Origin of the sequence: Mariprofundus ferrooxydans PV-1 (assembly GCF_000153765.1) — a bacterium.
GTDB lineage: Bacteria > Pseudomonadota > Zetaproteobacteria > Mariprofundales > Mariprofundaceae > Mariprofundus > Mariprofundus ferrooxydans.
Map to the genome: position 1 here is coordinate 1,393,096 of NZ_DS022294.1, position 12,043 is coordinate 1,405,138.

Sequence of the window (12,043 nt, forward strand, 5' to 3'; positions counted from 1 at the left end):
TATATCATTTGCTGTTTTAATCTCTGTGAATTATCTCTATGGATAACTGACATAAAGGGCGGGGCATCAAGTTGGTGAGAGGGATATGAACAAGTTACGGGAAGACCCGCACCGGGCGGTCATTCTTGGCGCAGGCCGAGGTGGCACTGCAATGCTCGAAATGTTGCTGGAAGAAAATCTGGTCAGTGTGGTGGGTATGGTTGATATTAATCCTGACGCGCCCGGCCTTGCTCTGGCACGCGAACATGGTATTGCTATTTACAATAATGCAGAAGAGGCATTGCGTGCCTGTGCGCCCTGTGTGTCATTCAATATGACGCACAATGAGATGCTGGAAGAGGTCGCATCCGAAATTTTGGGTGCTGGCGGAATTGTTGGCGGACTGGAAGCGAGGCTGATCTGGCGCATTATCTCAAATATGAAGGATGCTCAGTCAGAGTTGCATTTTCAGGCCAGTCATGATGTGTTGACCGGTCTGTACAACAGACGCTATATGATGGAGCAACTGTACCAGGGCGTGTCTCAGGCGACGCGTTATCGACACCCCTATGCGATTGTGGTGATGGATCTGGACCGCTTCAAGCAGGTGAATGATATCTACGGGCACGCAGCCGGAGACAAGGTGTTATCGACCATGGCTGGAATCCTGCGCGAGAGTGTGCGTGATGCCGATATCGCCGGTCGCTGGGGTGGGGAGGAATTTCTCGTGTTGCTGCCTCACACCGATCTGGACGGAGCAAGGCAGGCAGCAGAGCAGTGGCTGAAACGGGTGCTTGCTACACCGCTGGGTGTGGGTGGTGGTAAATCCATCCAGGTCAGTTTTTCCGCCGGCGTTGCGATGTTCGATCCGGTAAATGGTAGGCCAGCGGTGAAACAGGCGCTGAATATTGATCAGCAGGTTGAAACATTGCTTCATCTGGCAGATAAACGTATGTATCTGGCCAAGGATAGCGGCCGTAGTTGTGTTGTCGTTAGCGGAGATTAAAAGCAACTTTACCCCCTTGCGCATCCCTATTCGTTGGCGCTGGGCTATGCTGGTGGGTTTTGCCGTTGCTATCGCGGTGGTGGTGCTATTCTTTATTATTCTGGATATTGAGCGCGATGCATGGTTGCAAAGCCAGGCCATGCAGGCTGAACTGCAGGTGGATCGTCTGGCCGATGAGTTGAAGCTGCCGCTGCTCTCCGGCAGTAGTGCCGAGACAGATCTGGTGGTGCAGAAGTTTCTGGAAAAAGTACCGACTGTGTTGGGTGCGCTGATCAGGCATATTGATGGCAAGGTCAAAACATACAGGGATACAGGCGCTGTCGATGCCGTCATGAAGGTTAATGTAGGCAGTGTAAAGGTGCGTCGCATACCGGGGAAATCGCTGTGGTACGCCCGTTCGGTGATGTATTCAGGTACGCCGCTGGCAATGGTGGCTGTTCGCTTTTCCGGACAGGAGTGGGCTGATATTGCCGGCAAACTGGTGCAGAAGATATTCATCGCTGCTGTGCTGGTGGTGATGTTTTCATCTATTCTGGTGCTCTGGATATCGAGACGCATGTCCCAGCCGATCGAAATGCTGGCCGAGGCGGCCCGCAAGGTGGCTGATGGTGATTACAGGGTAACATTACCCGTGCGCGGCAATAATGAGATATCAGATGCAGTTTCTCAGTTTAATGCCATGACGCGCGAGCTGGCTCATAAAAAGGAGCTCAGGGCGGTATTCAGCCGTTACCTCAACCCCAAGCTGATCTCCGATGTGTTTGCCGGTGGTGATGCCGATATGGAAAGCCACCGTCAGGCCGTATCCGTACTGTTTGCCGATATGGTACAGTTTACCTCCTTTTCAGAGTCCAGTGAGACGGAGGAGGTGATTCAGGTGTTGAACAAGCACTTTGAGGTATTCCACCGGCTGGTTACCTATTACGGAGGCCATGTCGACAAATATATCGGCGATGCATTGATGGCTGTATTTAATCATCCGATCAATGATCCCGGGCATGTGCGCCACGCTGCCATGGCTGCGCTGGCCATTGATTCAGCCTGTCACAGGTTAAAGGTAAGACGCAAGGATGGAGAGACCATTACCTTCAGGCTGGGGCTTAATTGCGGTCAGGCCATTGTCGGCAATATCGGTGCCGCACAGCGACTGGAGTATACCGTGATCGGTGATGCTGTGAATGTCGCCTCCCGTATGGGGGGGCTGGGACGCGGCCGGGAACTGATCATGCCCAGAGAGACGTTTGAGCTGCTTGGTGACGGCTTTGATTTTGCGCCTGTCGGTGAATGTGAAATCAAGGGCGTCAGCCGAAAAATTGAAGCAGGTGTGGTCACGGCTGTCAGTGCACCGTTGCTGTTGGATATCGATGCTGCAGTGAGTTTGGCATTTGATGACGATTTGTCCCAGCATGGGCCCCGTATCGTCGGCCAGTCAGGCACAGTGGAACAGGCTGTGGGGGCAGCGGACGAAAGCGATAAAGCCACAGGAGAGAGCTGATGTTCCGTTGTCGTCATCTATGCATTGTTGTCAGTCTGCTGGCTGCCTCCGTGCTTGCCGGTTGTGCGCAGGGCGGACATACGCTGACGATACCCGACAGCCTGATCTCGGATGGCGCCTACATTGGCCTGATTAATTCATATACCATGATTCGGCAGGATTTTGACAGTGGCCGCATTATGCGGGCGCGAGCCAGAGTGCTGGCCATGAAAAAGGACCATGCTGATTATGCACGGGCGCGAGCCTTCCTGAAGAGCACGATAGAGCCGGCCCGTCTGCGTATATTTCTCCACTATCTGCATATGGCACAGCATCTGGAGGCCGACAAGTTGTGGTCGGAAGCGATGTGGGCCTATGATCAGGCAGCGTCAGTGACGATCAAGCCGGAACGTATGCAGGCCAAGCGGGATGAAATGGAAATCAGGATGCGTCAACTGCGTCTGGACAAGCTGATTGTACAGCGGCGATGGTTGGACCGGCTGCTACTGGATGGTGTGCGCCACTATAATGCGCCGCGCGGGCTGGATGCGAATGATGAAACCTTCGCACGTTTGCGTGAACAGTATAATGACCAGCTGGAAGGGCGGGCATCGCTGGCAATAAGAGAGGCCCGAAGGCAGTTGCATAACGGGTTGCCTGAAATTGCCTATATGGAGATTGAGTCGTATTTGCGCATGCAGCCGGATGCATCCGGGGCCAGGGTGTTGCGCGACGAGATCGTGGCAGCCATACCCAAGGGTATTGTGATTCCCCCGCTCTCTGCCAAGGAGAAGTCGGTCGAAGAGGCAGTGGCTGCAAGACAGGCCGGAGCAGGCGCGGTTGTGACCGAGGAGCAGATTAAGGCGGCCCTGAAAAAGGATGACCTGATCAAAGCCAGAGCGCTTGTGCATCAGTTCCGCCGTAACGGGGGCAGTGGTGCGGACAGATTGCTGGCGACTGTTGAGAAAAAACTCGATGCGAGCGCAGCCAGCCTGTTTGCCAAAGGCAGTGTTCAGTTTCGCCATGAACATCTGGCCAGCGCGATCGATTACTGGCGTCAGGCTGTTGCTCTGAATCCGGATGAACCGGAATATGTTGAGGCACTGCGCAGGGCAAGGCAATTGCAGGAGCGTTTAAGCCTGTTGCGCGGCAAGCTCGGTGATGAAAAAAACGGCCAGGGCGGTAACGACATGCCAGAAAGGGAGTAATATGCAGGATGTAATTGTAGCAGCACGCAGAAAGACAAGGCAGGTACAGGTAGGCAGCGTCGCCGTGGGTGGCGATGCGCCGGTGGCTGTGCAATCGATGACCAATACGCTCACTACTGATATTGATGCAACGGTTGCACAGATCCATCGCCTGGATGAGGCGGGGGCCGATATCGTGCGTGTTTCCGTACCGGATCCCGACTCGGCAGCTGCGATGCCCGAAATTCTGGCCCAAACCAATGTGCCTCTGATCGCTGATATCCATTTCAGTTATAAAATGGCGCTGGCCTCGCTGGAGGCAGGCGTACACGGACTGCGTTTGAATCCGGGTAATATCGGTAGTCGTGATCGTGTCGAGCGGGTGGTCAAGGCTGCCGCTGAACGGGGCGTTTCCATCCGGATCGGTGTCAATGCCGGTTCGTTGGAGAAAGAGCTGAATGAGAAGTATGGTGAGCCCTGCGCTGATGCGATGGTGGAATCTGCGATGGGGCACATCCGGATTCTTGAGGATATGGACTTCCATGATATCAAGGTTTCATTGAAAGCCAGTAATATTCCGATGACGGTCACTGCCTATCGCAAACTGGCGAAGCTGGTTGATTATCCGCTGCATCTGGGTATCACCGAATCAGGCAGCCTGTTTGGCGGTACGGTGAAATCCTCGATCGGGTTGGGGCTGCTACTGGCTGATGGCATAGGCGATACCATTCGCGTTTCTCTGGCGGCAGAGCCGGAAGAAGAGGTGAAGGTTGGTTTCGAGATACTCAAGTCGCTGGGCCTGCGTCATCGTGGCATTAACCTGATTGCCTGCCCCAGTTGCGCGCGACAGAAGTTTAATGTGATTGATACCGTGGCCGAACTGGAGAAACGCCTGGCCCATATCCATGAAAACATGGATGTTGCGGTGATCGGCTGTGTGGTTAACGGTCCGGGAGAGGCCAGAGAGGCGAATATCGGTATCACCGGAGGCTATCCGGTACATATGATGTACCGTGACGGCGAAAAGTCTGAAAAGATCAAGAGCGGCGATATGGTGGATCAGCTGGTGGATGAAGTGGAAAAACGGGCTGCAGTGATACGTGCAGAGCAGGAGAAAAAATCAAAATGAGTGCAAAGAAACTGCAGAGTATACGCGGCATTCATGATGGTCTGCCGGGTGAGGTGGCCCGCTGGCAGCGGGTGGAGCAGGCGGCGCGTAAGGTGTTCGGAAGCTATGCATTTTCCGAAGTGCGTATGCCGGTACTGGAGCCTGTTGAGCTGTTTGTACGCTCGGTCGGTGAGGATACCGATATTGTTTCCAAGGAGATGTATGCCTTTACCGATCAGGGTGGTGATCACATCTGTCTGCGTCCGGAGGGTACAGCCGGTGCGGTACGCGCGTGGTTGCAGGGCGGTTTGACCCGGGCAGGGGCACAGCGGTGGTATTATATAGGGCCGATGTTCCGGCGTGAACGGCCGCAGAAAGGGCGCTTGCGCCAGTTCCAGCAGATCGGTGTGGAGATGTTTTCCGCTCCCGGTCCGATTGAGGATGCCGAGATTCTGGCGATGGCCCATGCCTTTTTGAGCGAGCTTGGCGTTCCCGAGTTGAAGATGGAGATCAACTCGCTCGGATGTAACAGTTGCAGGCCGGGTTACCGGGACAAGCTGGTGACATACCTGCAGGCGCGTGCCGATCGCTTGTGTGAAACCTGTGTAGAACGGATCACCCGCAATCCGATGCGCGTGCTCGACTGCAAGGTTGCATCCTGTCAGGCGGAGCTGGGCGATGCGCCGGAGATGGTGGCAAACCTGTGTGATGCGTGCGACAGGCATTTTACCGATGTGCAGAAGGGGTTGGATGCGCTGGCGATCCCTTACAGTGTGAATCCCCGTATTGTCCGCGGCCTGGATTATTACAACCGCACAGCTTTCGAAATTGTTACAGACAAGCTGGGAGCACAGGGCACAGTGCTTGCCGGCGGGCGTTATGACGGTCTGGTGGAAGAGCTCGGTGGTCCTGCTACCCCTGCCATCGGTTTCGCCGCAGGGCTGGAGCGATTGGCGATGCTGCTGGATGATGATGAAGCGACAGGGCCCGATATGGCGGTCGTGGCGTTGGGCGAGGCTGTGCAGGGCTATGCGCTGGCGCAGGCAGATCTGTTGCGCAAGGCGGGCTTGTCGGTGGTGCATTGCGGCGGCGGCAGTGCCAAACGCCAGTTTAAAATGGCGGATCGTGAAGGCGTGCGTTTTGTCGCGGTCATCGGAGATGATGAGATGCAGGCTGGTACGGTGATGTTGAAAAACATGGCCACGGGTGAGCAGCAGTCGGTAGCCACGGCAGCTGTTGCGGGTTGTACCGGATAGCGGGCACAAGAAAAAGGCCCCGGTAAAAACCGGGGCCTTGATACTTTTGGTCGCTAATACATCCGGAGGGATCAAAGGGAGGGGAGGGAGGAGTTCCTCTCCGGACAGGACGAAACTTACGGAGATGCCGGTTAGCTACCCGTGAACTTTCTGTGAAAACATATTCACTTTTCACAATAATACTGTCGATGGCGCAGTGAGAGCAAAAAAACCGGTGATTGACCCCATGCGCGGGGTTCACAGAATGGCTGACCCGTTTCCGATACGGGTCGTATGCATGGCAGGAGTGATGGAATGTTTAACCGTTTGAGTGAAAAGCTGGGAGATATTGCGCACAAGCTGCGCGGTTCAGCACGTATTTCCGAATCCGATCTGGATGACACGCTGCGTGAAATGCGTCTGGCGTTGCTGGAGGCTGATGTGGCCTTGCCGGTGGTGCGCCATTTGATGAGTGAGGTGCGCGAACAGGCTCTGGGCGCAGAGGTGGCCAGGAGTCTGCAACCGGGGCAGGTGATCATCAAAATCCTGCATGATGTGCTGGCCGATGTGTTGGGCGGGCAGCGGCGCGACCTGGACCTGAGCAAGATTCCCTCGGTGGTTCTGCTCTGCGGTTTGCAGGGTGCAGGTAAAACAACCACTGCCGGTAAACTGGCGAAACTGCTTGCCTCACAGGGTAAGAAAGTTGCGCTGACCAGTGTGGATGCAACTCGTCCGGCTGCACGCGAGCAGTTGCAGGTGCTCGCAAGTCAGGTGGACGTGCCTTATATCGAAGGGGCCGGCGCTACGGCGGCGGCAATGGCGGCATCAGCTGTCAATGAAGCCGGTCGCAGCGGCTATCATGTACTCATTCTCGATACGGCTGGTCGTCAGGTAGTAGATGATGCCCTGATGGAAGAGATTCGCGAGGTGGCAGAGCAAGTTCGTGCCAGCGAGCGTTTGCTGGTGCTCGATGCGATGACCGGTCAGACGGCACTGTCGATTGCCGAGCAGTTTCATGCGGCGGTCACTATGACCGGTTGTATTCTGACCAAGACCGATGCGGATGTGCGCGGCGGTGCCGCTTTGTCGGTGGCCCGCAGCACCGGTGTGCCTGTACGTTATATCGGTACCGGTGAGAAAATCGATGCATTCGAAGCCTTCGACCCGGATCGCATGGCCGGTCGTATTCTTGGGCAGGGTGACGTGGTTGGCCTGGTCGAAAAGATTCAGTCCTCTGTTAATCAGGCTCAGGCTGAGAAAACGGCTGCCAAAATCAACAAGGGTCAGTTTGATCTGGGTGATTTTGCCGAGCAGTTGGGGCAGATGCAGAATATGGGTGGTATGGCGGGTATGCTGAAGATGCTGCCGGGTGTGAAGCTGCCCCAGGAAGCACTGGCTCAGGTGGATGATAAACCGATCAAACGGATGCAGGCGATGGTCAGCTCTATGACGCTGAAGGAGCGGCGCTATCCGCGTGTCATTAACGGCAGCCGAAAAAAGCGTATTGCCGCCGGCTCAGGCACATCGGTGCAGGAGATCAATAAAATGCTCAAACAGTTTGCCCAGATGCAGAAAATGATGAAGAAAATGAAGGGTTCCAAGGGTAAACGTATGATGGCTCAGATGGCCGGGCGCTTTGGTGGCATGGGCGGCGGCATGCCGAAAATGTAGAGAGCTGCGTTTATGTGGTTAACGGGCAGGTCATGCCTGATCAGGTCGCGAGAAGCAGTGCGCCGGTCGCGACGAGGATGATGCCGATCCAGTTGCCTGCAGAGAGGTGTTCGCTCAGGAACAGTACGCCGAAAATGGCTACCAGCACTACGCTGAGTTTATCGAGCGGAGCTACCTGAGAGGCGTTGCCCAGTTTCAGAGCACGAAAATAGCAGAGCCATGATGCGCCGGTGGCCAGTCCCGAAAGCGTCAGAAACAGCAGTGTTTTTCCGGATATCTCATGCAGCGACTGGAATTGATGCGTGCTCCAGACAATCAGCGACAATGCCAGCAGGATGACAATGGTGCGCAGCAGGGTGGCAAAGTCGGCATTGATGTCGGCCACACCGACCTTGGCGAAAATGGCCGTCAGGGCGGCAAATGCAGCCGATAGCAGCGCCCAGAACTGCCAGGATTCGAGAATGTTCATATGCATGTTTTCTCCGCATGGTATTGATACGAGAGCAATGGTGGCATGTATTCCTCCATCCGTCGAATTGCTGATGTTGTCTCTGTAAGACCATGTGCTTAAGGAGAGCATCGCCCTGCTATACTCGGGATATTGTTATGCCCGTCGTTGCTTTTCAGGAGGCAGATGAAGTGGTGCGTCATATAAGAGTTAAGTGATCGGAGTATTGTATGTTGAAAATCGTATCGGTATTGATTTTATTTATCATGCTTTACCTGTTGCTCAAGCGCCAGGTATTGCCCCGGATCTTATCCGGGCTGGAGAGGCGCACCCGGCAGATTGAACAGGAGATGGAGGGGGCACGTCAGCAGCGCGAAGTGACCGAGCGGATGAGAGAGGAGTCTGCAGCCCGACTACTGCAGGCTGATCAGGAGACACAAGCGATGCTCGATGCATCCGGGCAGCGTGTGGTGGAGCAGCGAGAGCAGCTGATGCGGGAGTGGGAGCTGCAGGTGGAGAGTCAGACGCAGCAGTTCAGGGAAGATGTGGCGAGATCACGTCGGCAGGCGATACAGGAAATACGCGCACAATCTGCCGATCTGGTTGTTGCGGAAACGGAAAAGCTACTGCATCAGCAAATGGATGCGGATGATACAGATACACGGGTTGATGGGGCAATCGAATCGCCGGGCAATGATGATGCCGTGCCGCCGAAACGGCACAACTGATTGTCAGTATCCGCTTCCGCAGTAGGTACTACTACTCCCGGACAGCCTCCTGGTCGTCGTGTGTGGCGCCAGCCTCAATATCCAGCACCAGTTTGCCGCTCATTGATCCGGCCTCAATGCGACGATGCGCTTCGGCAGCCTGCTCCAGTGGCAGCACATCCGAGACAAAAACAGAGAGCTTCCGCTCATCAAAGAATTGTGCGCATTGCTCGAGGATATCGCCATGGTGTTCGGCTGCTTCATGCAGCCCCAGCACCATCGGAGTCAGCATTAATTCATGCGATATGCGGATATTGCGCAGTCTGATCGATTTCCAGTCGGCATCATCAGGCACTTGCAGAATCGTAACGATATCACCGTAAACGCGGGTGGCGGGAACCAGCTGGTTGAAGGCTTCACCACCGACCGTATCGAAGGCAACATCAACGCCCGTGCCATCGGTCCAGGCCAGCAGGGCTTCTGCTACATCCTGACTGCGATAGTGAATGATCAGATCCGCCCCGAGCTCGCGCACCACATCAGCCTTCTCATCCGAGCTGACACTGGTGGCAACATGGCACCCCGCCAGTTTGGCCAACTGGATTGCCACATGGCCGACGCCGCCGGCGCCACCGGCAATATACACATGCTGGCCTGATTGGATGTGGGCGCGATCAAACAGCGCCTCCCAGGCGGTGATCAGGACCAGCGGAGCTGCCGCGGCATCCATAAAATCCAGACTGTCGGGTTTCTGCGCCACATAGGGCTCCGGTACCGCAATATATTCAGCATAATTTCCGGCAGTCTGTCCGAGACCGCCATAACAGTAATAGACGGCATCGCCCGGTTCGAAGCGGCTGACATTTGTACCGATAGATTCAACGATGCCGGCGCCATCACAGCCGAGTATGGCAGGCGGTTTGCCGCAATAGAGGCCGCGACTGCGAAGCTTGGTGTCGACCGGGTTGATGCCTGCTGCGATAATCCGAACCAGCACCTCATCCGGGCCACAAGTCGGAGGCTCCTGCTCACTGAGGGTTAATACGTCCGGTTCGCCCGTATCTTTCATGATGACTGCGCGCATATCTCTCTGCTCCTTTACCAAAGGCACCATTTCAGCACAGTTTACGCTTGCTGAAAAGGCATTCTGAAAAGGCGTTACAGATTTGCACGAGAGGCGTATTATAGCGATTCCTCCGTGGCGGGGGGGTGAGAGAATCCGCAAGGGATAGATGATCATGACGACCGATGTGCGCAGAATCCAGCTCTATGATACCACCTTGCGTGATGGCGCACAGTCAGCCGGAATCCATTTTTCCGCTGAGGACAAGAAGCGCATTGCCCGACGCCTGGCTTCTTTCGGTATGGACTGGATCGAGGGGGGGTGGCCTGGCGCCAGTCCGACCGATGATTGTTTTTTTGAACTGATGCGTGATCGTGCCTGGTCGCACAGCAGACTGGTCGCCTTTGGCAGTACCGCCCGCCCCGGCCATCCGGCGTCTGAGGACCCGGGGCTTGCCCGTCTGGTGGCTTGCGGTGCGGATGCGGTATGCATTTTCGGTAAAAGCTGGGATCTGCATGTGACGACAGGATTGGGTATTGATCTGCAGACCAATCTGGATCTGGTACGCGAGTCCGTGGCATGGCTTAAGTTGCATGTGGATACGGTGCTCTTTGATGCCGAGCACTTCTTCGACGGCTATGCCGCCAACAGGGATTATGCCATGCAGGTGCTGGCGGCGGCAGCGGATGCAGGAGCTGATTCGCTGGTGTTGTGCGATACCAATGGTGGCAGTCTGCCGGAGCAGATTGGCGCCTGTGTTCGACAGGTGGTCGCTCGCTATCCGGATCTCACCATTGGCATACATGCCCACAATGATTCGGAAATGGCGGTGGCCAATGCGGTTTCCGCGGTCAGTGCGGGTGCATCCCATGTGCAGGGCACGATTAATGGCCTTGGCGAGCGCTGTGGTAACACCAACCTTATTTCGGTTATTCCCGTGTTGAAATTGAAGATGGGTGTGAATTGCGGAGTCAGCACGGAGAGTCTCAGAAAGCTCAGGCGGCTCTCCACCTTCGTTAATGAAATGGCCAATCAATTGCCGTGGCAGCATCAGCCGTTTGTCGGGCAAAATGCCTTTGCTCACAAAGGCGGTATCCATGTGTCTGCTGTGCGCAAGGCAAGTCATCTGTATGAACATATTGACCCGGCCAGTGTGGGCAATGCGCAACGCGTACTGGTCTCCAATCAGGCGGGTCGGAGTAATATTCTGGCCAAATTGCAGCAACTGGAGCCCGATGCCATAGTGGATGACGCTGCGGTGGTGAGAGCCGTACAGCGCATCAAGGAGATGGAGGCGACGGGCTACGCATTTGAGGGGGCGGATGCCTCTTTTCAGTTGCTGCTGCGCCGTGCGACAGGGCAGTTCAGGCGGCATTTCGAGTTGGTCAGTTTTCGGGTCTATGATGAAAAGCGCGGGCATGATGAGGCTCCGGAATCAGAGGCGACCGTGCAGGTTCGTGTCAATGGGCGCCTGTTGCATACCGCAGCGCTTGGCAGCGGGCCGGTCAATGCTATGGATAAAGCACTCCGGGCTGCACTGACAGGCGCATATCCGGGGTTGGAAGATATGCGCCTGACCGACTTCAAGGTGCGTGTTTTATCTACAAAAGATGCGACGGAAGCGGCCGTTCGAGTGCTGATCGAGTCATCCGACGGTGTGCGCAAATGGAATACAGTCGGTGTTTCAACCGATGTGCTGGAAGCCACTTACCGGGCGCTCAATGATGCGATTGAGTATAAGCTGGTGATGGATCAGGTGGCATCAGAGGGTGAGCAGGTTATAACAGATGGTTCTCTCTGACAGTTTGCGGAATAAAAAATGCCTGCCTTGTCAGGGCGGAGTTGCGCCTATGGAGGCCGACGAGGCAACGACGCTTCTGGCGGCTGTTCCCGGCTGGGAGCTGACGGGTGAAGCCCGCAGGCTCAGGCGTACGTTTGTCTTTACCGATTTTATGCAGGCGCAGGCTTTTGCCGTACGGGTTGGTGAAACGGCTGAAGAGGAGAATCACCATCCGGATATCAGCTATGGCTGGGGTTATTGTACGGTGGTGTTTTATACGCACAAAATCGGCGGGTTACATCAAAATGATTTTATCATGGCAGCCAGGGTAAATGGCTTGCTTTAAGGTGTAAGTGTCAAAGCCCCTTAAGGAGCTTTACATCAC

General features: G+C 55.4%; 11 protein-coding genes. 9 read left to right on the forward strand and 2 right to left on the reverse strand.

Annotated elements, in window-relative coordinates; translation table 11 throughout:
- The first annotated feature begins 85 nt into the window (after positions 1 to 85).
- From SPV1_RS06370 to ffh, 6 genes are all read left to right on the forward strand, one after another.
- Positions 86 to 985 (forward strand): GGDEF domain-containing protein, encoded by a 900-nt coding sequence (locus SPV1_RS06370; protein ID WP_231288307.1) that lies wholly within the window; start codon positions 86 to 88, stop codon positions 983 to 985.
- Positions 963 to 2,480 (forward strand): adenylate/guanylate cyclase domain-containing protein, encoded by a 1,518-nt coding sequence (locus tag SPV1_RS06375; RefSeq protein ID WP_231288308.1) that lies wholly within the window; start codon positions 963 to 965, stop codon positions 2,478 to 2,480. Before SPV1_RS06370 ends, SPV1_RS06375 begins: the two co-directional genes overlap by 23 nt.
- The gene (locus tag SPV1_RS06380) at positions 2,480 to 3,667 is read left to right on the forward strand and encodes a hypothetical protein (protein WP_009850322.1); all 1,188 of its coding nucleotides are present in this window, start codon (positions 2,480 to 2,482) and stop codon (positions 3,665 to 3,667) included. The genes SPV1_RS06375 and SPV1_RS06380 overlap by 1 nt, the downstream gene beginning before the upstream one ends.
- 1 nt (position 3,668) lies before the next feature.
- Complete coding sequence (gene ispG / locus SPV1_RS06385) at positions 3,669 to 4,775, forward strand: flavodoxin-dependent (E)-4-hydroxy-3-methylbut-2-enyl-diphosphate synthase (protein ID WP_009850323.1); 1,107 nt, start codon at positions 3,669 to 3,671, stop codon at positions 4,773 to 4,775.
- Positions 4,772 to 6,010, forward strand: a complete 1,239-nt coding sequence (gene hisS, locus SPV1_RS06390; protein ID WP_009850324.1) for a histidine--tRNA ligase — start codon at positions 4,772 to 4,774, stop codon at positions 6,008 to 6,010. Before ispG ends, hisS begins: the two co-directional genes overlap by 4 nt.
- A gap of 294 nt (positions 6,011 to 6,304) precedes the next feature.
- Positions 6,305 to 7,660: a signal recognition particle protein gene (gene ffh, locus SPV1_RS06395; RefSeq protein WP_009850325.1), complete on the forward strand. Its 1,356-nt coding sequence runs from the start codon at positions 6,305 to 6,307 to the stop codon at positions 7,658 to 7,660.
- A 40-nt stretch (positions 7,661 to 7,700) separates the two neighbouring features.
- Here ffh and SPV1_RS06400 read toward each other — a convergent pair whose 3' ends face one another.
- Complete coding sequence (locus SPV1_RS06400) at positions 7,701 to 8,129, reverse strand: EamA family transporter (protein WP_407942743.1); 429 nt, start codon at positions 8,127 to 8,129, stop codon at positions 7,701 to 7,703.
- 209 nt (positions 8,130 to 8,338) lie between these two features.
- On the opposite strand from SPV1_RS06400, the gene SPV1_RS06405 reads away from it, so the two are divergent.
- Complete coding sequence (locus tag SPV1_RS06405) at positions 8,339 to 8,836, forward strand: F0F1 ATP synthase subunit B family protein (RefSeq protein ID WP_009850327.1); 498 nt, start codon at positions 8,339 to 8,341, stop codon at positions 8,834 to 8,836.
- Between the two features lie 31 nt (positions 8,837 to 8,867).
- Here the strand turns inward: SPV1_RS06405 and SPV1_RS06410 are convergent, their stop codons facing one another.
- Complete coding sequence (locus SPV1_RS06410) at positions 8,868 to 9,899, reverse strand: zinc-dependent alcohol dehydrogenase family protein (RefSeq protein WP_018294034.1); 1,032 nt, start codon at positions 9,897 to 9,899, stop codon at positions 8,868 to 8,870.
- 154 nt (positions 9,900 to 10,053) lie between these two features.
- On the opposite strand from SPV1_RS06410, the gene cimA reads away from it, so the two are divergent.
- Positions 10,054 to 11,679, forward strand: a complete 1,626-nt coding sequence (gene cimA / locus SPV1_RS06415; RefSeq protein WP_018294035.1) for a citramalate synthase — start codon at positions 10,054 to 10,056, stop codon at positions 11,677 to 11,679.
- Between the two features lie 49 nt (positions 11,680 to 11,728).
- Complete coding sequence (locus SPV1_RS06420) at positions 11,729 to 12,004, forward strand: 4a-hydroxytetrahydrobiopterin dehydratase (RefSeq protein ID WP_009850330.1); 276 nt, start codon at positions 11,729 to 11,731, stop codon at positions 12,002 to 12,004.
- Positions 12,005 to 12,043 lie beyond the last annotated feature (39 nt).